The organism is Streptomyces sp. PKU-EA00015, assembly GCF_013387495.1.
Lineage (GTDB): Bacteria > Actinomycetota > Actinomycetes > Streptomycetales > Streptomycetaceae > Streptomyces.
In genome coordinates, this window is the sequence record NZ_JABZEE010000029.1 from 31,909 (window position 1) to 53,057 (window position 21,149).

Genomic DNA, 21,149 nt, shown 5'->3' on the forward strand with positions numbered 1-21,149 from the left:
GCAGGACCCTATCCACCCGCCCGCCCGGCGTGCAGGGGGACCCCGCGACATTGCGTTCGAAATCGGGTCGCGACGGTCCGCTCGCGGCTGGTAGGCATGGCATATGACGACTCAACTGCGGGTGTTGCAGCGGTCCGAGTGGGACGAGTGGTACGGGAAGCTGGAACGCGCCTTCGGCGGTGTCCCGGACTCCCGGCAGGAGCGCAGACTGTTCGAGTCGCTGACCGAGATCGACCGGTCGCTCGCCGCCTGGGACGGTGACGAATGCGTCGGCACGGCGGGCGCGTTCACATTCCAGGTCTCGGTTCCCGGCGGCGCCATGGCGCCCGCGGCGGGCGTGACGATGGTGAGCGTCGCGGCGACGCACCGGCGGCGCGGCGTCCTCACCTCGATGATGCGCCGTCAGCTCGACGACGTGCGTGCCCTGGGCGAGCCGCTCGCCGTCCTCACCGCCTCCGAGCCCGCCATCTACGGACGCTTCGGGTACGGCACGGCCACCCACCAGATGTCCGTGGAGGTCGACTCCTCGCGGGTGCGGATCGCCGTGCCGCCGGGCGCGGAGGACGTACGCCTGCGCTTCGTGACGGTCGAGGAGGGCGCGGAGGCCTGCGAACGTGTCTATGTGCGCACCATCGGTTCACGGCCGGGCATGCTCGCCCGCACCCCGGGGTGGGAGGGCCTGGCGCTGCTCGATCCGCCCGCTGAGCGCGAGGGGGCGTCGGAGATGCAGTGCGTCCTCGCCGAGCGGGACGGCGAGGCCGTGGGATACGTCCGCTTCCACAACAAGCCGCAGTGGTCGCCGGCGGGACCGGAGGGTTCGGTCTCCGTGCGGCACATCGACGCGCTGGACCCGGCGGCGTACGCGGCGCTGTGGCGGTTCCTGTGCGAGATCGACCTGACCTCGACCGTGCAGGCCCGCAACCGGCCGGTGGACGACCCGCTGCTGCACCTGGTCTCGGACATCCGGCGGTGCAACGTGCGGCTGCGGGACTCGCTGCATGTGCGGCTGGTGGACGTGGGCGCCGCGCTGGAGGCGCGTACGTACGCGGTGCCGGTCGATGTGGTGCTCGACGTCGAGGACGCCTTCTGCCCGTGGAACAGCGGCCGTTGGCGGCTGTCGGGCGACGCGAAGGGCGCGTCCTGCGAGCGGACCGAGGACGCCGCCGAACTGTCGCTGTCCGTGCGTGAGTTGGGCGCGGCGTACCTGGGCGGCGTGTCGCTGTCGTCGCTCGCGGGAGCGGGGCGGGTGCGGGAGCTGCGGGAGGGGGCGCTGGCTCAGACGTCGTCGGCGTTCGGCTCCGACGTCGCGCCGTGGCTGCCGCACGGGTTCTAGGAGGCGAGCGTCGGGGCGGGGCCGCCCCTACCCGTAACCGGCGGCTCCTCCCCCCTACGCCCTGCGAGCGTGGGAGGTGCCCCCAGCGGGGCTTGAAGCCCCCTGGCAGGACGGGCACCAGAAGAGATTGCGGGCGGCGAGACCGGCGGTGCGGATCTCGCCGCCACAGATGTGGCACGGCAGGTTCGCCCGGCGGTACACGTAGACCTCGCCGCCGTGGTCGTCGACGCGCGGCGGGCGGCCCATCGCCTCGGGGGTGTGCTCGGGACGGACCGTGTCGATGCGGTTGTTGCGCACACCCTCACGCATCAGGGCCACCAGATCGTCCCAGATCGCGGCCCATTCGCGCCGGGTGAGGTCCCTGCCCGCGCGGTACGGGTCGATGCCGTGGCGGAACAGGACCTCGGCACGGTAGACGTTGCCGACGCCCGCGACGATCTTCTGGTCCATGAGCAGGGCGGCGATCGTCGTCCGGGAGCGGGAGATCCGGGCCCAGGCCCGCTCCGGCCCGTCGTCCGGACGCAGCGGATCGGGGCCGAGGCGGTCGTGGATCGCCTGCTTCTCTCCGTCGGTGAGCAGCGCGCAGGCGGTCGGGCCGCGCAGATCGACGTACGAGTCCGGGTTGGCGAGGCGCAGCCGCACCGTGTCGGTGGGCGGCGGCGCGGGGGCGCCGGCTGTGTCCCCGAAGTGCACCTTGCCGAACAGGCCGAGGTGGATGTGGACCCAGCCGAGCGGACCGAAACCGAGGAAGAGGTGCTTGCCGTGGGCCTCGGTGGTCTCGAGGACCTGACCGTCCACGAGGGCGGCCGAGTCGGAGAACTTGCCCTGGGGGCTGGTGGCGCGCACGGACCGGCCGCCGAACCTCTCGAAGTGGTCGGCGGCCAGTCGGTGGATGGTGTGCCCTTCAGGCATCAGGCGGTCGGCTCCTGCGGGTGGTGCGCCGGGATCGGGGGGAGTTCGCCGGTGGTCTCGTACGCGGAGAGCATCTCGATGCGGCGCGTGTGACGCTCCTCACCCGAGTACGGGGTGTTCAGGAAGATCTCGACGAACTTCGTCGACTCCTCCAGGGAGTGCATGCGGCCGCCGATGGCGACGACGTTGGCGTTGTTGTGCTCGCGGCCGAGCGCGGCGGTCTGCTCGCTCCAGGCGAGGGCCGCACGGACGCCCTTGACCTTGTTGGCGGCAATCTGCTCGCCGTTGCCGGAGCCGCCGATCACGATGCCGAGGCTGCCCTCGTCCGCTGCCGTCCGCTCGGCGGCACGCAGACAGAACGGCGGGTAGTCGTCCTGGGCGTCGTAGATGTGGGGCCCGCAGTCCACGGGCTCGTGGCCGTGGGCCTTGAGCCACTCGACGAGGTGGTTCTTGAGTTCGAAGCCGGCATGGTCGGAGCCGAGGTACACGCGCATGGTTCGAGTGTGGCATGCGGGGCAGGCGCGCACCGGCCCGGGGGCCCGACTCGGGTGGGGGCCACGTGACGAAAGCAACGAATCGGAATCGGCTCTTCCGTACTGCGGGGTACTGGGTTTCAATTCCCAAGTTCGTAACCCGAGCGGCACCAAAACATAAGGATCCGTCCATGACGTCGCAGACGACCCTCACAAAGGAAGGCGGCGAGTCCCTCACCCCGGGGCAGCCGCCTTCCTCCGACGGTCTCAAGGCCGGTCTCAAGAACCGCCACCTGTCCATGATCGCCATTGGTGGAGTCATCGGAGCCGGCCTCTTCGTCGGCTCCGCTTCCGGTATCGCTGCCGCGGGGCCCGCCATCCTCGTGTCGTACGCGCTCGTCGGCCTGCTGGTCGTCTTCGTGATGCGGATGCTGGGAGAGATGGCCGCCGCCAGCCCGAACTCCGGGTCCTTCTCGGCGTACGCGGACCGCGCGCTCGGCCGCTGGGCCGGGTTCTCGATCGGCTGGCTGTACTGGTTCTTCTGGGTGGTGGTCCTCGCCGTGGAGGCCACGGCGGGCGCCGTGATCCTGGAGAGCTGGATGCCGGCCGTTCCCCAGTGGGCCTGGGCGCTGATCGTCATGGTCGTGCTGACCGCCACCAACCTGGCCTCGGTGGCCTCCTACGGCGAGTTCGAGTTCTGGTTCGCCGGCATCAAGGTCGTCGCCATCGGCGCCTTCGTCGTCATCGGCCTGCTGGCCGTCTTCGGCGTGCTGCCGGGCTCCGACAACCCGGGCGCGGGCTTCGCGCACCTGACCGACGCCGGCGGCTTCCTGCCCAACGGCGCGGGCGCCATCCTCACCGGTGTGCTGATGGTGGTCTTCTCCTTCATGGGCAGCGAGATCGTCACGCTGGCCGCCGGCGAGTCGGAGGACCCCCGGCGCGCGGTCACCAAGGCCACCAACAGCGTGATCTGGCGGATCGCGGTCTTCTACCTGGGCTCGATCTTCGTCGTCCTGACGCTGCTGCCGTGGAACGACAAGTCGATCACGGAGAAGGGCTCGTACGTCGCCGCCCTGGACTCGATCGGCATCCCGGCCGCGGGCCAGATCATGAACGTCATCGTCCTGACGGCCGTGCTGTCCTGTCTCAACTCGGGCCTGTACACCGCATCCCGCATGGCCTTCTCGCTGGGCGAGCGCGGTGACGCGCCGAAGGCCTTCGCCAAGGTCAACGCGAAGGGCGTGCCGACCGCCGCGATCCTCGGTTCCGTCGTCTTCGGATTCGTCGCCGTCTTCTTCAACTACATGTGGAAGGACACGGTCTTCCTCTTCCTGCTCAACTCCTCGGGCGCCGTGGCCCTGTTCGTCTGGCTGGTCATCTGCTTCACGCAGCTGCGCATGCGCGGGATCCTGCTGCGCGAGGCGCCCGAGAAGGTGACGGTGAAGATGTGGCTCTTCCCGTACCTGACCTGGGCGACCGCCGCGATGATCGTGTTCGTGCTGGGCTACATGCTCTACGACGACGCCAACCGTGAGGTCGCGCTCCTGTCGGTGCTCGTCGCCGCGATCGTCGTGTCCATCGGCGTGGTGCTCGACGTCGTGCGCAAGCGCAAGGCGGCCGCCGCTCCCGTCTCCGGCTGACACGCCACAACGCCGCAGCCCCGGTCCGCGCGAAGCGACCGGGGCTGCGGCGTTCGTACGGGCGGACTCAGCCCCGGCGGCCGATCAGCTTCCAGGCGGTGGGCAGCGCGCCCATCGCGAGGGCCGCCTTCAGCGCGTCGCCGATCAGGAACGGGACCAGGCCCGCGGCGACCGCCTCGCCGAGGGACATGCCGGTGGCCAGCGCCAGGTACGGAACGCCGACCGCGTAGATGATCGCGGAACCGGCGGCCATCGCGCCCGCCGTGCGCAGCACGGTCCGGTCGGCGCCACGGCGCGCGAGGCCGCCCACGACGGTCGCGGCCAGCAGCATGCCGAGGATGTAGCCGAAGGACGGCATCGCGTAGCCCGAGGCCCCCTGCGCGAACCACGGCATGCCGGCCACGCCGGCGACCGTGTAGAGGCCGAGGGCGAGGAAGCCGCGGCGGGCGCCGAGCGCCGTGCCGACGAGCAGGGCGGCGAAGGTCTGGCCGGACACCGGGACCGGGGAGCCGGGGACCGGGACGGAGATCTGGGCCGCGATGCCGGTGAGGGCTGCGCCGCCGGCGACGAGGGCGATGTCGCGGACACGGGACACCGGCAGCAGGTCGGCCAGTACGGCTCCGGGTCGGACAGGGGCGACGGCGGTGCTCATCGGGGCTCCACGGGGGTGAGGGCAGCGGGGGACACGGTGACGGTAGCCCAGGGCAATCGCCCGTATCACCAGCTGCCGCCCACAAAGCGGCGGTTGACCCATTGGTGGAGTGTGGACAAAGAGCCGACAGCATGCATGTCGCCGCGTGATGCTCGTCACTGAGGTCGGGGGGCACACGGGCCGTTTTGCGTCCCGGGCCGGTGCTCGGGGAGACTGTAGGTTCCCCATAACTCGCACGGAGTGAGACGAGAGCACCGCCCGCCATGCACGACGCGTCGCCCACGCCCCTGACCGCCGAGGCCGAACCTCTCGAACACGGGCTCAAACAGCGTCATCTGACGATGCTGGGGCTGGGCGGGGTGATCGGCGCGGGGCTCTTCGTGGGCTCTGGCGCGGGTGTCGCCGTCGCCGGACCCGGCATCGTCCTGTCGTATCTGATCGCGGGCGCGCTCGCGACGCTGGTGATGCGGATGCTCGGCGAGATGTCCTCCGCGATGCCGGCCTCCGGCTCCTTCTCCGTGCACGCGGAGCGGGCGCTCGGCCGCTGGGCCGGCTTCAGCGTGGGCTGGCTGTACTGGTTCCTGCTCGTGGTCGTGCTGGCCGCCGAGGCGACGGCCGCCGCCTCCATCGCGCACGGCTGGCTGCCCGCCGCGCCCCAGTGGGGCTGGGTCCTCGTCTTCATGCTGGTGTTCACCGCCGCCAACCTCGCGGCGGTGAAGAACTTCGGCGAGTTCGAGTTCTGGTTCGCCGCGCTCAAGGTCGCCGCGCTCGTGCTGTTCCTCCTGCTCGGCACGCTCGCCGTCTTCGGCCTCCTGCCGGACACGGAGCCGGTCGGCCTGACCCATCTCACGGGCGACGGCGGCTTCCTGCCGAACGGCTGGTCCGGCGTCGTCTCGGGTGTGCTGGCCGTCGTGTTCGCCTTCGGCGGTCTGGAGGTCGTCACCATCGCGGCGGCGGAGACGGACGACCCGGCCCGCGCGGTGGGGCGCGCCGTGCGCAGCGCCGTGGTGCGCATCCTCTTCTTCTACGTCGGCTCGATGCTCGTCATCGTGACCGTGCTGCCGTGGACCGCGCAGAAGGCGGGGGTCAGCCCGTACGTCACGGTGCTGGACTCGATCGGCGTGCCGAGCGCCGGGCGGATCATGGAGATCGTCGTCTTCGTCGCGCTGCTGTCCGCGCTCAACGCCAACCTGTACGGCGCCTCCCGCATGGTCTTCTCGCTCGCCGAACGCGGCGAGGCGCCCAGGGGGCTGCTGAAGGTGACGGGCTCCGGAGTGCCGCGCCGGGCCGTGCTGGCTTCGGTGGCGTTCGGCTTCGCGTCCGTGCTGCTCAACCTCAAGTGGCCCGATTCCGTGTTCCTCTACATGCTCAACGCGGTCGGGGCGGTGCTGCTGTTCGTCTGGGGCCTGATCGCCGTCTCCCAACTGCGGCTGCGCCGCCGCATCGAGGCGGAGGCGCCGGTGGAGGTCCCCCCGGACGAAGTCTGGGGGAGGCTGACCCTGCGGATGTGGGCGTTCCCCTGGCTCACCTGGGCCGCGCTGGCGGCTATGGCCGCGGTCCTGGTGCTGATGCTGAACGACGACGCGGCCCGTCCCCAGGTGCTGTGGTCGGGCGGGGCGACCGCCGCCGTGCTGGTCGTGGCGGCCGTCCGCGAAGTGCGTTCCCGGCGGGGATGACCACCGGACAGGCTGTGCGCAGGCGTGGACTTTCCGTGAACATCGTGACCGTATAGCGGACAAGCGTTCCCTGTGAGAGGGCACGCACCCAGACTGTCGGCTGCTCCCCCGTCTCAGCTCATGAACAGGGCCGCCCATGTCCCGGACCTCCGCGCCCGCGCCCGTCGACCAGCAGGCCGACGTCTCCCTCACGCACGGGCTCAAACAACGCCATCTGTCGATGATCGCCCTCGGCGGCGTCATCGGCGCCGGGCTGTTCGTCGGCTCGGGTGCCGGCATCGCCGCGGCCGGCCCGTCCATCGTCATCGCCTACGCGCTCTCCGGCCTGCTCGTCATGCTGGTGATGCGCATGCTCGGCGAGATGTCGGCGGCCAACCCGGCCTCCGGCTCCTTCTCCGTGCACGCCGAGCGCGCCATCGGCCCCTGGGCCGGCTTCACCGCGGGCTGGGCGTTCTGGTTCCTGCTCTGCGTGGCGGTGGGCCTGGAGGGAATCGGCGCGGCCAAGATCATGACGGGCTGGCTGCCGGGCACCCCGGAGTGGGCCTGGGTCGCCCTGTTCATGCTGGTGTTCTGCGGCACGAACCTGGCCGCCGTGAAGAACTTCGGCGAGTTCGAGTTCTGGTTCGCCGCGCTCAAGGTCGGCGCGATCGTCCTGTTCCTCGGCATCGGCGTGCTCGCCATCGCCGGTGTCCTGCCCGGCACCGAGGCGCCCGGCACGGGCAACCTCACCGGTGACGGCGGCTTCATGCCGAACGGCTCCGAGGGGCTCGTCGTCGGTCTGCTCGCCTCCGTCTTCGCCTATGGCGGCCTGGAGACGGTGACCATCGCGGCCGCCGAGTCCGAGCACCCCGTGCAGGGTGTCGCCAAGGCCGTGCGCACGGCGATGTGGCGCATCGCGGTCTTCTACATCGGGTCGATGGCGGTCATCGTCACGCTCGTGCCGTGGAACGACCCGAAGGTCGTCGAGGTCGGCCCGTACGTCGCGACCCTGAACCACCTCGGCATCCCCGCGGCCGGGCAGATCATGAACGTGGTCGTGCTGGTCGCGCTGCTCTCGGCGATGAACGCCAACATCTACGGCGCCTCCCGCATGGCCTGCTCGCTGGTGGCGCGCGGCGAGGGCCCGAAGGCGCTCGGCCGGCTCTTCGGCGGCGTGCCGCGCGTCGCGGTGCTCGTCTCCTCGGTCTTCGGCTTCCTGTGCGTGCTGCTGAGCTACTGGCGGCCGGACGACGTGTTCATGTGGCTGCTGAACACCATCGGCGCGATCATCCTCGTCGTCTGGATCTTCATCGCCGTCTCCCAGCTGATCCTGCGCCGCCGCACCGAGCGCGAGGCGCCCGAGAAGCTGGTGGTGAAGATGTGGCTGTTCCCGGTGCTGACCTGGATCGCCCTGCTGGGCATGGCGGCGGTCTTCGTGCTGATGCTGCGCCAGGAGGAGACCCGGCTCCAGCTGCTCGGGACCGGCGTCCTGACCCTGGTGCTCGCCGCGGCCGGCTTCACGCTCCAGAAGGTGCGCGCGTCGCGTGCCGCGACGACCGGTGCCGGCGTCGCGGCGACCGGGACCGAGAGCGCCGAGGACCGGGCCGCCGGGGTCAGCACGGCAGATTGAGGCTGATCAGCGCGGCCCGCTCGGCGTCCGGCGCGAGGCGCAGTTCGCTGATCGCCGCGTTCCGCAGGTGCGGGAAGACCCTGCGGTAGTCGGCGAGCGGGATGCCGAGCAGCTCGCAGAGCACCAGCCGCAGCAGGGTGTTGTGGGCGACCACCAGCACCCGCTCCCCCTCGTGCGCGCCGGCGATCCGGCGCAGCGCTTCGGACCCCCGGACCGCCACGGCCCGGGGGTCCTCCGCGTCCGGGAACGGGTGGGCCACCGGATCGGCGCGGAAGGCGTCCGCGCCGGCCGGGTCCGCGGCCGCGAACTCGGCGAGCGTGCGGCCCTCGACCGCACCGAAGTCGCATTCGCGCAGGGCGTGTTCGGTCCGCGGTACGAGCCCGAGGGCCCGGCACGCCGGCTCCGCGGTCTCGATCGCCCGGGAGACGGTGGAGGTCCAGACGGCGTCGACGGGGTGCACCTTCGCCCAGGAGCCGAGCGCCTCCGCCTGGCGGCGGCCCTCGTGGGTCAGGGCGATGTCGCTGACGCCCGCGTAGCGGTTCTCCTCGTGCCAGACGGTCTGCCCGTGGCGGGCGAGCAGCAGGGTGGCGGTCATCGGGTCTCCTCCGTACGGGCGCGTGCGTGCGCGGCGACCGGCTCCGGGAGCCAGCCGCGCCGCTCCAGTTCGCCCACCATCGTCAGGTACGGCTCGGTGAAGCGCTCGCCGCGGCGCGGCCGTACCGTCCCGCGCAGGCGCACCATGCGCGCGGCGGCCCCGCTCAGGGTGGCCGCGCCGCCCGCTCCGTACGCCGCGAGCACGGCCATGCCGAGGGCCGGCTCCGCGGCGCGCGGGATGCGGACCTCGCGGCCGAGGATGTCCGCGCGCAGCTGGTTCCAGTGGTCGCTGCGCACCGCGCCGCCGGTGAAGGTGAGCGGTCCGTGCAGCGGGGCGCCGAGATGGTCGAGGTAGTCCAGGCACAGCCGCTCGGCCAGGCCCACGCCCTGCAGGAGTGCGGCCCAGTGGTCGGCGTCGGAGGCCGGGGTGCCGAGGAGGAAGGCGGTGGCGTCGGGGGCGAGGAAGGGGAAGCGCTCGCCGCGGGACGCGAGGGGGTACGCGATCGCCCCGGCCGGGTCGTAGCGCTGCGCCCGGCGGTCGAGCGCCCCCGGGTCCGCGCCCGGGAACGCGGCGCGCAGGGCCCCGCCGCCGACGCCGGAGGCGCCGCCCGGAAGCCAGCTGCCGTCCGCCGACAGGTGGTTGTAGACGACCCCGGCGGGGTCGTGGAGAGGTTCGGCGGCGACTCCCTTGAGGACGAGGGTGGTCCCGAGCACCGAGTTCCAGGAGCCGGTGGTCAGCGAGCCGGAGGCGATCTGCGCGGCGCAGCCGTCGGTCATGCCGGCCACGATCAGAGTGCCCTCGGGGATGCCTGTTGCCTCCTGCGCCGTCCGGCACACCTGGCCGAGGCCGCTGCCGGGCAGCACCACGTCCGGCAACATCCCGTCCGGAAGGCTCTGTTCGCCGAAGGCGCCGCTCTCGGGGTCGTAGCCGGTCTTGAGCGCGTGGCTGGAGTCCGTGGGCAGCGGCCGGCCGGCCAGCCGGGCGACGATCAGATCGGCCTGGTGCATCACGCGCGCGCCGCCCCCGCGGCCGTACTCCTCCAGCAGCCACAGCGCCCGGCCGGGGCCGCGTCCCGGCGCGCGGCCGTCGTCGTACATCAGCGCCGGCGTCAGCGGGACCCCCGCCGCGTCGGCGAGCAGCACGGTCCCGGACGTGGAGCAGACGGCCAGCGCGCGGGGGCCCGGCCGGCCGCGCAGCGCCTGGCGGACGGCGGCGCACACGGCGGTCCACCAGTCCTCGGGCGACTGCTCGTGGCGCACGCCGTCGCGTCTGCCGGTCAGCGGGGCCGAGCCGCTGCCGATGACGTCGCCGTCGTCGGTGGCGAGCACCGCGCGGGCGCCCTGCGTGCCGAGATCGATTCCCATCCACATACCGGCTCCTTCTGTGAACTTCTCACTGTGCACCGAGAATTTCCCTCGCGCGAGGGATTGACGCCCAACTGGCCCTGTTCCAAGCTCTGTTAACCAGTCGGCTGAACGTGTGAGAACCGTGGCCCCCCGCGGGGCCGGGGGCGAGCCCCCAAGGACACAGCGGAGGTCGGGATGGACATGCGCGGATACGACCGGCGGCGATTCCTCGCCCTCACGGCGGCGGCGTCCGCGGCCCCGCTGCTCACCGCCTGCGGCTCGGGCTTCGGCGACGGCGCGAAGGAGGGCGGGGGCTCGGCGGCCGACGACGTCACCGGCTCCTTCGACTGGAAGCGGGCGGACGGCAGGACGGTCAAGGCGCTGCTGAACAAGCACCCGTACACGGACGCGCTGATCGCGGACCTGAAGTCGTTCACCGAGAAGACCGGCATCAAGGTCGAGTACGACGTCTTCCCCGAGGACAACTACTTCGACAAGCTCACCGTCGACCTGTCCAGCGGCCGCGCCTCGTACGACGTGTTCATGCTCGGCGCCTACATGGTGTGGCAGTACGGCCCGCCGGGCTGGCTGGAGGACCTCGGCCCCTGGATGCGCAACGCGGCCGCCACGGGTGCCGAATGGGACCAGGCCGACTTCTTCCCCAACCTGCTCCAGGCCGACCAGTGGTCGCTGAAGCCCGGCGCCCCGCTCGGCCAGGGCGGGCAGTACGCGCTGCCGTGGGGCTGGGAGACGAACGTCGTCGCCTACAACACCGAGGTGTTCGACAAGCTCGGCCTGAAGCCCGCCGAGTCCTTCGACGAACTGCGCGAACTGGCCGGGACCATCAAGCGCAAGGCGCCGGGCGCCGGCTTCGACGGGATGTACGGGGTCGCGGTGCGCGGCTCGCGCAGTTGGGCCACCATCCACCCGGGCTTCATGACGATGTACGCCCGCAACGGTCTCAAGGACTTCACCGTCGAGGGCGGCACGGTGAAGCCCGCGATGAACTCGCCCGAGGCGATCGCCTTCACCCGCGACTGGGCCGACATGGTGAAGAAGGGCGGCCCGCCGTCCTGGACCTCGTACACCTGGTACCAGTGCTCCAGCGACCTCGGTGCGAAGAAGGCGGGGATGCTCTTCGACGCCGACACGGCCGCGTACTTCCAGGCGGTCGAGGGCGCGTCGCCCGCCTCCGGGAAGATCGCCTTCCACCCCGGCCCCAAGGGCCCCGGCGGCTCACTGGCCACCAACATGTGGATCTGGTCTCTCGGGATGAACGCCAAGTCGAGGAACAAGCTGCCCGCCTGGCTGTTCCTCCAGTGGGCCACCGGCAAGGAGCACCTGCTCAAGAGCGCGGTGCGGTACAACCACATCGACCCGGTGCGGCAGTCGGTCAGCCAGGACGCGGCGTACAAGGACAAGATGAAGGCGATCCCCGGCTTCATCGATACCTTCGAGGCCGTCGTCGACCAGACGAAGATCCAGTTCACCCCGCAGGAGCAGTTCTTCGACGCCACGACGAGCTGGGCGGCGGCCCTCCAGGAGATCTACGGCGGCAGGAACGCCTCGTCCGTCCTGAACGGCCTCGCGGGCGACCTGGCCTCCAAGGTGGGCTGAGGGTGACCTCGCAGACGGAGACCGACCACGGGGCGGCCTCACCACGCGAGGACGCGGGGCGAGCGGCGCGCGGCGTGCCCCCCTGGCGCCGCTCGCTGCGTCCCTATCTGCTGATCGTGCCCGCCCTGCTGCTGACCGGCGGCATCCTCTACCCCTTCGGACTGGGCCTGTACTACACGCTGTTCGACTTCGCCGCGAGCAAGCCCGTGCCCGATGTCGTGGGCCTGGAGAACTACCGGCGCATCTTCACCCAGCCCGCGTTCTGGGACTCGGCGCGGGTCACCCTGCTGTACGCGGTGGGGGCCGCGGCCGTCGAGACCGTGCTCGGGGTCGGCGTCGCCCTGCTGCTGCACCGCTCCACCCTGGTGGGCCGGGTCCTGGAGAAGATCCTGATCCTGCCGCTGATGATCGCGCCCGTGATCGCGGCGATCATGTGGAAGCTGATGCTCCAGCCGTCCGTGGGCGTCGTCAACCACCTGCTGAAGCCGTTCGGGCTCGGCGGCGTGCAGTGGACGGACACGCCCACCGGCGCGCTGCTCACCTCGATCGCCGTGGACGCCTGGGTGTACACGCCGTTCGTGGCGATCCTGGCCCTGGCGGGACTGCGCTCGCTGCCGAGTTCGCCGTTCGAGGCGGCCGCCGTGGACGGGGCGAACTGGTGGTTCACCTTCCGCAAGCTGACCCTGCCGATGCTGTGGCCGTACGTCCTGGTCGCGGTGATCTTCCGGTTCATGGACTCGCTGAAGGTCTTCGACATCATCTACGCGCTCACCGAGGGCGGACCGGGCGACTCGACCGTGGTGCTGCAGATCCGTGCCTATCTGGAGGCCATCCGCTTCCAGCGCTACTCGTTCGGCATCAGCTACACGATCGTGCTGTGGGCCGTGGTCTACCTGGCCGCCATGGTGCTCGTGCGCTATCTCGGCCGTATCAACAACCGCGCCGCGGAGGTGCCCCGATGACCACCGGCAAGGGGACCACCGGCCCGGGGACCGTGAAACGCCGGGTGATCGCCGTCGCGGCGGACGGCGCGCTGGTCCTCTACTTCCTCTTCGCGCTGTTCCCGGTCGCCTGGATGGCGATCCTGTCGCTGAAGCCGGCCGAGCAGCTGTTCAGCACGTACTTCTCCTTCACGCCGACGCTCGACTCGTACCGCACGGTCCTGGGCGCGGGCGACGACCAGGGCGTGCCCTTCGTACGCTTCTTCCTCAACAGCCTGGTCGTGTCGCTGGGCGCGGTCCTGCTGTCGCTGGCGATCGGACTGCCCGCCGCCTACGCCGCCGCCCGCTGGCGCTTCAAGGGCTCCGAGAACCTCATGTTCACGCTGCTGTCGTTCCGCTTCGCCCCCGAACTGACCGTGATCATCCCGCTGTTCGTGCTCTACCAGCAGCTCGGGCTCTTCGACACGTATCTCGGCATGGTGTGGGTGCTCCAGCTCGTCACCCTGCCGCTGATCGTGTGGATCATGCGCTCGTACTTCTCCGACCTGTCGCCGGAGCTGGAGCAGGCGGCGCTGCTGGACGGCTACTCCCGCAAGCAGGCGTATCTCACGGTGGCGCTGCCGCTGGTGAAGCCCGGCGTCGCGGCCGTGTCGCTGCTCGCGTTCATCTTCGCCTGGAACAACTTCGTCTTCCCGCTCATCCTCACCTCCTCCGACGCGCAGACCGTGACGGTGGGCGCGCTGTCCTTCCTCGGCGGCGACCGGCCCAAGTACAACCTGACCGCGGCCGCGGCCCTCGTCTCCGTCGTCCCGCCCCTGCTGCTGGCCCTGACGATCCAGCGGTACCTGGTGCGCGGCCTGTCCTTCGGGGCGGTGAAGTCATGACGGCCGCCATCGCGCTGAGGGGCGTCACCAAGACGTTCGGGCGGACGACCGCGCTCGACGGGATCGAACTGGAGGTGGCCGAGGGCGAGTTCTTCTGTCTGCTCGGGCCGTCCGGGGCGGGCAAGACGACCACCCTCAAGACGATCGCGGGCCTGGAGGAGCCCACCGCGGGCACGATCGAACTCGACGGCGAGGACATGACGGGAGTGGAGCCGTACGACCGGGGGGTCGCCATGTGTTTCGAGTCGTACGCCCTCTATCCACACCGCTCGGCATATGACAATCTCGCCTCCCCGCTCCGCTCGCCGCGCCACCGCCTCCCCGCACACCAGGCGCGCGAGCGGATCGGTGAGATCGCCGGCCTGCTCGGCATCGAGGCCCTGCTGGAGCGGCCCGTGGGCGAGCTGTCCAACGGGCAGCGCCAGCGGGTGGCGCTCGGACGGGTGCTGGTGCGGCCGGCGCGGGCGTTCCTGCTCGACGAGCCGTTGTCCCACCTGGACGCCAAGCTGCGCCAGGCGATGCGCGCCGAGCTCAAGGCCATCGGCGCGGTCCGGCGCACAACCACGCTGTACGTCACGCACGACTCGGTGGAGGCGCTCGCGCTGGGCGACCGGATCGGGGTGATCCGGGACGGTCGCATCGTGCAGACGGGCACCCGCGAGGAGCTGTGGCACCGGCCGTACGACACGTTCGTGGCACGGTCGTTCGGGCGGCCGCGGATCAACCTGCTGCCGGGGACCGCGGGCGAGGACGGCACGTTCCGGCTGCTGGAGGGCGACTGTGAGCGGGCTCCCCGGGTGGCCGCCGCGCCCGGCACCCCGGTGCAGCTCGGCGTGCGGCCGCGTGACCTCACCCTCGGCGGCGGCGCGGGCTGCGTGCTGACCGGGACGGTCTACGTCACCGAGACACTGGGCCGGTCCGTCGAGGTGACCGTCCGCGTCGGCAGCCGGCACGTCTCGCTCGTCGTGCCGCGCGCCGAGGCCGCCTGCTTGCGTCCCGACGATCCCGTCCGGCTGACCGCCCGGCCTGAGACCCTGCTGCTGTTCGAGGCCGACGGGCCGCAGGGACCAGGACGAAGGATCGAAGGAAACACCTCATGAGCACCCCAGCGCAGCGCGGCCCCGCACTCCGCCAGGCGGCGATAGCCGAGTACGTCCTCGCCCAGGGCGAAGGGACGGCGGCCGAACTCGCCGAGAGGTTCGACGTCAGTCTGATGACCATCCACCGCGACCTCGACGAGCTGGAGAGGCAGGGCATCGTGCGCAAGTTCCGCGGCGGGGTGACCGCCCAGCCCTCGGGGGTGTTCGAGTCGAACGTCGCCTACCGGCTCAAGACCATGCGCCGTGAGAAGGCGGCCGTCGCGGCCCACGCGCTGACCCTGATCGAACCGGGCATGGCCGTCATGCTCGACGACTCCACCTCCACACTGGAGATCGCCCGCCGGCTCTCCCCGATCACCCCGCTGACGGTCGTCACCAACTTCCTCGAGGCCCTGACCCTGCTGTCGGCCGAGCGCGGCATCCACCTGATGGCGCTCGGCGGCGACTACGACCCGCTGCACTCCTCGTTCCTGGGCGTGTCGTGCGTGGAGGCCGTCCAGTCGCTCCAGGTCGACATCTGCTTCACCTCCACGTCGGCCGCCTCCGGGGGCTTCGCCTACCACCAGGAGCAGCACATCGTGTCCGTGAAGCGGGCGATGCTCGACTCGGCGGCCCGCAACGTCCTGCTTCTCGACCACTCCAAGCTGGGGCGGGTGGCACTGCACCGCCTCGCCCCGCTCTCCCGATTCGACCTGGTGCTCGTCGACGACGGGGCGCCGGCCGAGGCGCTGCGCGAACTGGACGAGCACAAGGTCGCCTACCAGGTCTGCGAGGCCGCCGGTGACTGAACGGGAGGTGAGCGGGTGACCGAACTGGCCCTGCGCGAGCTGCGCAAGACGTACGCCGCCCGGGGGCGGCCGGCCGTGGAGGCGGTCCGCGGGATCGATCTGCGGCTGGAGTCCGGCGAGCTGCTCGGGCTGCTCGGCCCGTCCGGCTGCGGGAAGTCCACGACGCTGCGGATGATCGCGGGGCTGGAGCAGGTGACGGGCGGCGACATCCTCGTCGACGGCACCTCCGTGGTGGGCCTGCCCGCCCAGCGCCGCAACATCGGTGTCGCCTTCGAGAACTACGCGCTCTACCCGCCGCTCACGGTCGCCGAGAACCTGGCCTTCGGGCTGGCGGCCCGGCGCAGCGCCGGCCGGGCCGAGATCGCGCGGCGGGTCGCGGAGATGGCCGAGCGCATCGGGATCTCGGGGCTGCTCGGTGCCCGTCCCGCCGGGCTCTCCAGCGGCCAGAAGCAGCGGGTCGCGCTCGCCCGGGCCCTCATCCGCGAGCCCGACGTCCTGCTGCTGGACGAGCCCCTGTCCCACCTGGACGCGGCCCAGCGCGACACGACGCGCCGTGAGCTCAAGCGGATCCAGCGGGATCTGGGCCACACCACGATCCTGGTCACACACGACCAGGAGGAGGCGCTGTCGTTGGCAGACCGGATCGCGGTGATGAAGGACGGGGTGATCCAGCAGCTCGGCACCCCGCACGAGATCTACGACGCGCCCGCGAACCTCTTCGTCGCCGACTTCGTGGGCGAGCCCGCGATGAACCTGCTCCCGGGCACCGTCGAGGACGGCGGCCTGCTGCGGCTGTCCCCCACCGTGCGCGTGCCGCTGCCCCGGCCGCTCCCGCCGGGCCGCCGGGTGGTGCTCGGCGTGCGGCCGGAGGACCTGAGGCTGACGGACGTCGGCGTACGGGCCACCGTCAGCGCCCATGAACCGCTCCTGGAGGCGGGGATCGCCACGCTCGCCCTGGAGGGCGTGGACCGCCCGCTGGTCGTGCAGACCGCACCCGATGTGCGCCCGGAACGCGGCGCGACCGTCCACGTCGCCGCCGACGCCGAGCTCACCCATGTCTTCGACGCCGATACGGGAGACACCCTGCGATGAAGATCCTGGCCGCCGGTGACCTGTTCGTACGCAACGCCCTCATCACGGCGGCGCTGCGCCACGACCTCGAGGGCCATCCCTTCGAACTGACGGAACTGGCCCTGCCCTGGCCGCTGGAGCCGTTCGGCAAGGTGGGCGAGGTCGACGAGGCGAGCGACGCCGAGGACGCCCTGATCGAGGCGCTCGACGGCGTCGAGGTCTGCGTGACCCAGATGGCGCCGTTCACCGAGCGGGTGCTCGCCGCGGCGCCCGCCCTGCGTCTGATCGCCGTCTGCCGCGGCGGGCCGGTGAACGTGAACGCCGAGGCCGCGCGCGCCCGCGGGGTGCGCGTCTGCTTCGCACCGGGCCGCAACGCGGCGGCCACGGCCGAGTTCACGATCGGGCTGATGATCTCCGCGCTGCGCCGCATCCCCGAGGCCCACGACTCCCTCGCCCGCGAGGGCCGCTGGGACGCCTCGTACTACACGTACGAGCGGTGCGGTCCCGAGCTGGAGGACACCCCGGTGGGTCTGGTCGGCTACGGCGCGGTGGGCAGCCGCGTCGCCCGGGTGCTGTGCGCCTTCGGCGCCGAGGTGGAGGTGTACGACCCGTACGTGCGCGGCGACGTGCACGGGATGCGCGCCTCGTCGCTGGACGCGTTGCTCACCCGCTCGCGCGTGGTGACGCTGCACGCCCGGCTCACGCCCGAGACCCGGCACCTGATCGGCGCCCGGGAACTGGCGCTGATGCCGCAGGGCTCGGTCCTGGTGAACGCGGCCCGCGGCGGCCTCCTCGACACGGAGGCGCTGTGCGACGCGCTGGAGCGCGGCCATATCGCCGCGGCCGCGCTGGACACCTACGAACAGGAGCCGCCCGCGCCGGGATCACGGCTGCTCACCACCCCGAACCTGGTGCTCACCCCGCATCTGGGCGGAGCGAGCCGGGCCGTGGCGCACAAGGCGGCGGCGATCGCGGCGGCGGAGGTGGCGCGCCACGTCCGCGGTGAACCGCTCGCTCACGCACTGACCTGACACCCGAGCCGAGGAGGCTGCGGCAATGGCGATGTTCATCGGCATCGATGTGGGCACGTCCGTGGTGAAGGCCGCTGCCTTCGACGCGAGCGGGGCGGCGCTGGCCGTCGAGTCACGCCCGGTGGCCCTGGACATCCGCGGCGGCCATGTCGAACAGGACATGGACGAGGTGTACGACGCGGTCGTCGACGTCCTCGGCGCGCTGAGGGCCCAGGGCGAGGAGGTGGCCCTCGTCGGGCTCACCGGGCAGGGCGACGGCGTGTGGCTGGTCGACGAGAGCGGCCGGCCCGTGCGGCCCGCCATTTCCTGGATGGACGGCCGAGCCCACGAGCTGGTCGGCGAATGGCTGGCCTCGGGCGTCTTCGAGTCGGTGTTCCGGCGCACGGGCAGCGCCATGTTCCCCGGCTGCCCAGGCCCGGTGCTGGCCTGGCTGGAGCAGCACGAGCCGCAGTCGCTGGACGCCGCGGCCACCGCCCTGTACTGCAAGGACATGGTCTTCCAGCGGCTGACCGGGCTGCGGGCGACCGACGTGTCGGACGCGTCGATGCCCTTCCTCGACCCGCACACCCGCAGTTACGCGCCGGACGTCGTCGACGCGCTCGGGCTGTCGCACCGCAGCGGCCTGCTCCCGCCGGTCGCCGACCCCCTCGCCACCGGCATGCTGCCCTCCGGGACCCCCATCGCCAACGGTCCCTACGACCTCCCGGCGTGCGCCCTCGGGGCGGGCGTCACGGCGCCCGGCGACGGTCTGCTGATCGTCGGCACCTGTCTGGCGTCGCTCGTCGCCACCCGCGACGTCGACCTCGCCGGCGAGCCCGCCGGCCTGTACATCTCGACCGACCGGCCCGGCGACTTCCTGCGCGCCATGCCGGCGATGGTGGGCACGGCCGCTCTCGACTGGGTGCTCGCCACCACCGGCGTGCGCCACACCGAGGTGGACGCCCTGCTGGCCGCCACCCCGCCCGGCGCGCACGGGGTGCACGTCCTGCCCTACTTCGCGCCCTCCGGTGAGCGCGCGCCCTTCGTCGAGCCCCGGCTGCGCGCCGAACTGTCCGGTGTCAGCCTGGAGTCGACGAAGGCCGATCTGATCCGCGCCACCTGCGAGGGGATCGCCTTCGCCGCCCGTCACTGTCTGGACGCCGCCGGGCTGACCGGCACGCTCGCGATCTGCGGCGGCGGCACCCGCTCCCCCGCGTGGATGCGCCTGTTCGCGGACGCCCTCGGACGCGAACTGCGCATCGTGGAGGGTGAGGTGGGCGCGAGGGGCGCGGTCCTGGCCTCGGCGGCACGGCACGGCGTGGAGCTGGACGTGGCGTCCTGGACGGCCCCGACGTCCGTGGTCGCGCCGGATGCGGAACGGGCCGCGTACTACGCCAAGGCGTACGAGGAGCACCTGGACCGGCTGGCGGCGGCCCGGGCCCGTGCCCGCCGGACCTGACCGGCCATCAGGGGGCCACCTCGCCGCCGCCCCGCCGCAACCTCGTGTGACCAGCGTGTGCACAGCGCCCCCCACTCGTGCCCGAGCAGTTCTCACAGGGAGACCCGTATGTCCGCAACTCCAGGACGCCGTTCGGTACTGTTCGCCGCCGGGGCGGCCGCCGCCACCGCCTTCGCCGCCACGCCCGCCGCTGCGACGCAGACGGAGAAGCGGCCGAAGGGCCCGCTCGTCATCGGCCACCGCGGCTCCGCGGGCTGGCGTCCCGAGCACACCGCCGCCTCGTACACCGCGGCCGTCCGGGCCGGAGCCGACTGGATCGAGCCCGATCTGGTACCGACCAGGGACCATGTGCTCGTCGTGCGGCACGAGAACGAGATATCGGGGACGACGGACGTCGCACAGCACCCCGAGTTCGCGGACCGCCGCACCACGAAGACCGTCGACGGGCGCGCGGTGACCGGCTGGTTCACCGAGGACTTCACGCTCGCCGAGCTCAAGACACTGCGGGCGGTCGAGCGGCTGCCGCTGGTGCGCAACCGCAACACCGTCTTCGACGGCCGGGAGACCGTCATGACGTTCCAGGAGGTCGTCGACCTCGCCCGCGCCCTGTCCAAGGAGCACGGCCGCACGATCGCCGTGTTCCCGGAGACCAAGCACCCGAGCTACTTCCGCTCCGTCGGGCTGCCGCTGGAGGAGGAGCTGGTGCGCCTGGTGCGGCGCAACCGGCTGGACGGGCGCGAGTGCGTCGTCCAGTCCTTCGAACCGTCCAGCCTGCTGCGTGTCGCCGAGGCAGAGCTGCGCGTCCCGCTGTGGCAGGCGCTCGGCACCCGGGGCGGCCCGTTCGGGCACGACAAAACCTACGCGCAGATGATGACGCCCGAGGGGCTGCGCGAGATCGCCGGATACGCCGACTGGATCGGCCCGGACAAGTCGTCCGTCGTCGCGCCGTCGACGCTGCTGGCGGACGCGCACGCGGCCGGGCTGCGCGTCGGCGCGTACACGTTCCGCGCGGAGAACCAGTTCCTGCCCGCGCAGCTGCGGCGGGGGACGGACCCGAACGGCTTCGGCGACGCGTTCGCCGAGTACGCCCTGCACTACGGGCTCGGCGTCGACGCCGTCGTCACCGACTTCCCGGACCTCGCGGTCGCCGCGCGCGAGGAGTTCACCGCCGGGTCCTAGGACCCGGGGCTGATCACGGCCGCCCCTCACCGGACAGGCGGAAGGAGGACGGCCCCCGCGAGGACGTGACGCGCGGGGGCCGTCCTCCGGTGTCCGGTCTCAGTCGAAGATCGGCCCCTGCGTGCGGGTGCGCTTGATCTCGTAGAAGCCCGGGATCGACGCCACGAGCAGCGTGCCGTCCCACAGCTTCGCCGCCTCCTCGCCCTTGGGGGCGGGGGTGACGACCGGGCCGAAGAAGGCGATCTGCTCGCCGTCGGCGCCAGGGACCGCGATGACCGGTGTGCCGACCTCCTGGCCGACCTTGCTGATCCCCTCGTCGTGGGAGGCGCGCAGCTCGGCGTCGTACGTGTCCTTGTCGGCGTACTCGGCGAGCGAGACGGGCAGGCCGACGTCCTCCAGCGCCTCGCGGACGGCCGCCGTGGTCGGCCCCTCTCCCTTGTTGTGGAAGCGGGTGCCGAGCGCGGTGTACAGCTTGCCGAGCACCTCCTCGCCGTGCTCCTGCGCGGCGGCGACGACGACCCGCACCGGGCCCCATGCCTTGGTGGCGAGCATCTCCCGGTACTCCTCCGGGAGCTCGTCCAGCTTGTTCTCGTTCAGCACGGCGAGGCTCATCACATGCCAGCGGACCTCGACGTCGCGGACCTTCTCGACCTCCAGCATCCAGCGGGAGGTCATCCAGGCCCAGGGGCACAGGGGATCGAACCAGAAGTCGACTGGCGTCTTGCCGTTGTCGGACATGTCACTCCTCGTGAAGGTGCGGCGCCGTGCCTGCCTAGGGGCAACGCGACCCGCCCGCGGGGGATTCCCCCGTACCGGCTGCCAGGAGCACATGGGAGGATCGCTCCTGTTCGAACGAGACACGAA

General features: G+C 71.8%; 19 protein-coding genes. 13 read left to right on the forward strand and 6 right to left on the reverse strand.

Going from position 1 to position 21,149, the window contains the following annotated elements; genetic code table 11:
* Nucleotides 1-103: 103 nt before the first annotated feature.
* The gene (locus tag HW130_RS19060) at nucleotides 104-1,333 is read left to right on the forward strand and encodes a GNAT family N-acetyltransferase (protein ID WP_177150837.1); all 1,230 of its coding nucleotides are present in this window, start codon (nucleotides 104-106) and stop codon (nucleotides 1,331-1,333) included.
* Between the two features lie 54 nt (nucleotides 1,334-1,387).
* Here the strand turns inward: HW130_RS19060 and HW130_RS19065 are convergent, their stop codons facing one another.
* Together HW130_RS19065 and HW130_RS19070 are read right to left on the reverse strand one after the other, a co-directional pair.
* The gene (locus tag HW130_RS19065; RefSeq protein ID WP_177150838.1) at nucleotides 1,388-2,245 is read right to left on the reverse strand and encodes an Fpg/Nei family DNA glycosylase; all 858 of its coding nucleotides are present in this window, start codon (nucleotides 2,243-2,245) and stop codon (nucleotides 1,388-1,390) included.
* Entirely contained in the window at nucleotides 2,245-2,739 is a 495-nt protein-coding gene (locus tag HW130_RS19070) for a ribose-5-phosphate isomerase (protein WP_177150839.1), read from the reverse strand. The genes HW130_RS19065 and HW130_RS19070 overlap by 1 nt, the downstream gene beginning before the upstream one ends.
* Before the next feature lie 170 nt (nucleotides 2,740-2,909).
* Between HW130_RS19070 and HW130_RS19075 the strand changes: the two genes are divergently transcribed.
* Nucleotides 2,910-4,358 carry an amino acid permease gene (locus HW130_RS19075; protein WP_177150840.1) on the forward strand — a complete coding sequence of 483 codons (1,449 nt, stop codon included), beginning with the start codon at nucleotides 2,910-2,912 and terminating at the stop codon, nucleotides 4,356-4,358.
* A 67-nt stretch (nucleotides 4,359-4,425) separates the two neighbouring features.
* On the opposite strand, the gene HW130_RS19080 is transcribed toward HW130_RS19075, so the two are convergent.
* Nucleotides 4,426-5,010, reverse strand: a complete 585-nt coding sequence (locus HW130_RS19080; RefSeq protein WP_177150841.1) for a biotin transporter BioY — start codon at nucleotides 5,008-5,010, stop codon at nucleotides 4,426-4,428.
* Between the two features lie 263 nt (nucleotides 5,011-5,273).
* On the opposite strand from HW130_RS19080, the gene HW130_RS19085 reads away from it, so the two are divergent.
* Nucleotides 5,274-6,686 carry an amino acid permease gene (locus HW130_RS19085; protein WP_177150842.1) on the forward strand — a complete coding sequence of 471 codons (1,413 nt, stop codon included), beginning with the start codon at nucleotides 5,274-5,276 and terminating at the stop codon, nucleotides 6,684-6,686.
* Between the two features lie 136 nt (nucleotides 6,687-6,822).
* On the forward strand, nucleotides 6,823-8,295 hold the full coding sequence (locus tag HW130_RS19090) for an amino acid permease (protein WP_177150843.1): 1,473 nt from the start codon (nucleotides 6,823-6,825) through the stop codon (nucleotides 8,293-8,295).
* On the opposite strand, the gene HW130_RS19095 is transcribed toward HW130_RS19090, so the two are convergent.
* Nucleotides 8,279-8,890 (reverse strand): histidine phosphatase family protein, encoded by a 612-nt coding sequence (locus tag HW130_RS19095; RefSeq protein WP_177150844.1) that lies wholly within the window; start codon nucleotides 8,888-8,890, stop codon nucleotides 8,279-8,281. The two genes, HW130_RS19090 and HW130_RS19095, sit on opposite strands and share 17 nt — an antisense overlap.
* On the reverse strand, nucleotides 8,887-10,260 hold the full coding sequence (locus HW130_RS19100) for an FGGY-family carbohydrate kinase (RefSeq protein WP_177150845.1): 1,374 nt from the start codon (nucleotides 10,258-10,260) through the stop codon (nucleotides 8,887-8,889). Before HW130_RS19100 ends, HW130_RS19095 begins: the two co-directional genes overlap by 4 nt.
* Nucleotides 10,261-10,431: 171 nt before the next feature.
* On the opposite strand from HW130_RS19100, the gene HW130_RS19105 reads away from it, so the two are divergent.
* From HW130_RS19105 to HW130_RS19145, 9 genes are all read left to right on the forward strand, one after another.
* Nucleotides 10,432-11,853 carry a sugar ABC transporter substrate-binding protein gene (locus HW130_RS19105; protein WP_177150846.1) on the forward strand — a complete coding sequence of 474 codons (1,422 nt, stop codon included), beginning with the start codon at nucleotides 10,432-10,434 and terminating at the stop codon, nucleotides 11,851-11,853.
* Nucleotides 11,854-11,855: 2 nt separating this feature from the next.
* The gene (locus HW130_RS19110; protein WP_177150847.1) at nucleotides 11,856-12,815 is read left to right on the forward strand and encodes a carbohydrate ABC transporter permease; all 960 of its coding nucleotides are present in this window, start codon (nucleotides 11,856-11,858) and stop codon (nucleotides 12,813-12,815) included.
* A complete protein-coding gene (locus HW130_RS19115) occupies nucleotides 12,812-13,678 on the forward strand; it encodes a carbohydrate ABC transporter permease (protein ID WP_177150848.1) in 867 nt (288 codons plus the stop codon). Before HW130_RS19110 ends, HW130_RS19115 begins: the two co-directional genes overlap by 4 nt.
* On the forward strand, nucleotides 13,675-14,778 hold the full coding sequence (locus tag HW130_RS19120) for an ABC transporter ATP-binding protein (RefSeq protein ID WP_177150849.1): 1,104 nt from the start codon (nucleotides 13,675-13,677) through the stop codon (nucleotides 14,776-14,778). The genes HW130_RS19115 and HW130_RS19120 overlap by 4 nt, the downstream gene beginning before the upstream one ends.
* Nucleotides 14,775-15,566: a DeoR/GlpR family DNA-binding transcription regulator gene (locus HW130_RS19125; RefSeq protein ID WP_177150850.1), complete on the forward strand. Its 792-nt coding sequence runs from the start codon at nucleotides 14,775-14,777 to the stop codon at nucleotides 15,564-15,566. The genes HW130_RS19120 and HW130_RS19125 overlap by 4 nt, the downstream gene beginning before the upstream one ends.
* A gap of 15 nt (nucleotides 15,567-15,581) precedes the next feature.
* Complete coding sequence (locus tag HW130_RS19130; protein WP_177150851.1) at nucleotides 15,582-16,658, forward strand: ABC transporter ATP-binding protein; 1,077 nt, start codon at nucleotides 15,582-15,584, stop codon at nucleotides 16,656-16,658.
* On the forward strand, nucleotides 16,655-17,668 hold the full coding sequence (locus HW130_RS19135; protein WP_177150852.1) for a 2-hydroxyacid dehydrogenase: 1,014 nt from the start codon (nucleotides 16,655-16,657) through the stop codon (nucleotides 17,666-17,668). The genes HW130_RS19130 and HW130_RS19135 overlap by 4 nt, the downstream gene beginning before the upstream one ends.
* A 31-nt stretch (nucleotides 17,669-17,699) precedes the next feature.
* Nucleotides 17,700-19,106, forward strand: a complete 1,407-nt coding sequence (locus tag HW130_RS19140) for an FGGY-family carbohydrate kinase (protein ID WP_177150950.1) — start codon at nucleotides 17,700-17,702, stop codon at nucleotides 19,104-19,106.
* A 108-nt stretch (nucleotides 19,107-19,214) separates the two neighbouring features.
* On the forward strand, nucleotides 19,215-20,285 hold the full coding sequence (locus tag HW130_RS19145; RefSeq protein ID WP_177150853.1) for a glycerophosphodiester phosphodiesterase family protein: 1,071 nt from the start codon (nucleotides 19,215-19,217) through the stop codon (nucleotides 20,283-20,285).
* A 99-nt stretch (nucleotides 20,286-20,384) separates the two neighbouring features.
* Here HW130_RS19145 and HW130_RS19150 read toward each other — a convergent pair whose 3' ends face one another.
* Nucleotides 20,385-21,023, reverse strand: a complete 639-nt coding sequence (locus HW130_RS19150) for a DsbA family protein (protein WP_177150854.1) — start codon at nucleotides 21,021-21,023, stop codon at nucleotides 20,385-20,387.
* Between the last annotated feature and the right edge of the window lie 126 nt (nucleotides 21,024-21,149).

What these genes read in the sequence shown, in the direction of transcription:
- HW130_RS19060 (WP_177150837.1), top strand. Translation starts at nt 104, where the DNA reads ATGACGACTCAACTGCGGGTGTTGCAGCGGTCCGAGTGGGACGAGTGG.
- HW130_RS19065 (WP_177150838.1), bottom strand. Translation starts at nt 2,245, where the DNA reads ATGCCTGAAGGGCACACCATCCACCGACTGGCCGCCGACCACTTCGAG.
- HW130_RS19070 (WP_177150839.1), bottom strand. Translation starts at nt 2,739, where the DNA reads ATGCGCGTGTACCTCGGCTCCGACCATGCCGGCTTCGAACTCAAGAAC.
- HW130_RS19075 (WP_177150840.1), top strand. Translation starts at nt 2,910, where the DNA reads ATGACGTCGCAGACGACCCTCACAAAGGAAGGCGGCGAGTCCCTCACC.
- HW130_RS19080 (WP_177150841.1), bottom strand. Translation starts at nt 5,010, where the DNA reads ATGAGCACCGCCGTCGCCCCTGTCCGACCCGGAGCCGTACTGGCCGAC.
- HW130_RS19085 (WP_177150842.1), top strand. Translation starts at nt 5,274, where the DNA reads ATGCACGACGCGTCGCCCACGCCCCTGACCGCCGAGGCCGAACCTCTC.
- HW130_RS19090 (WP_177150843.1), top strand. Translation starts at nt 6,823, where the DNA reads ATGTCCCGGACCTCCGCGCCCGCGCCCGTCGACCAGCAGGCCGACGTC.
- HW130_RS19095 (WP_177150844.1), bottom strand. Translation starts at nt 8,890, where the DNA reads ATGACCGCCACCCTGCTGCTCGCCCGCCACGGGCAGACCGTCTGGCAC.
- HW130_RS19100 (WP_177150845.1), bottom strand. Translation starts at nt 10,260, where the DNA reads ATGTGGATGGGAATCGATCTCGGCACGCAGGGCGCCCGCGCGGTGCTC.
- HW130_RS19105 (WP_177150846.1), top strand. Translation starts at nt 10,432, where the DNA reads ATGGACATGCGCGGATACGACCGGCGGCGATTCCTCGCCCTCACGGCG.
- HW130_RS19115 (WP_177150848.1), top strand. Translation starts at nt 12,812, where the DNA reads ATGACCACCGGCAAGGGGACCACCGGCCCGGGGACCGTGAAACGCCGG.
- HW130_RS19120 (WP_177150849.1), top strand. Translation starts at nt 13,675, where the DNA reads ATGACGGCCGCCATCGCGCTGAGGGGCGTCACCAAGACGTTCGGGCGG.
- HW130_RS19125 (WP_177150850.1), top strand. Translation starts at nt 14,775, where the DNA reads ATGAGCACCCCAGCGCAGCGCGGCCCCGCACTCCGCCAGGCGGCGATA.
- HW130_RS19135 (WP_177150852.1), top strand. Translation starts at nt 16,655, where the DNA reads ATGAAGATCCTGGCCGCCGGTGACCTGTTCGTACGCAACGCCCTCATC.
- HW130_RS19140 (WP_177150950.1), top strand. Translation starts at nt 17,700, where the DNA reads ATGTTCATCGGCATCGATGTGGGCACGTCCGTGGTGAAGGCCGCTGCC.
- HW130_RS19145 (WP_177150853.1), top strand. Translation starts at nt 19,215, where the DNA reads ATGTCCGCAACTCCAGGACGCCGTTCGGTACTGTTCGCCGCCGGGGCG.
- HW130_RS19150 (WP_177150854.1), bottom strand. Translation starts at nt 21,023, where the DNA reads ATGTCCGACAACGGCAAGACGCCAGTCGACTTCTGGTTCGATCCCCTG.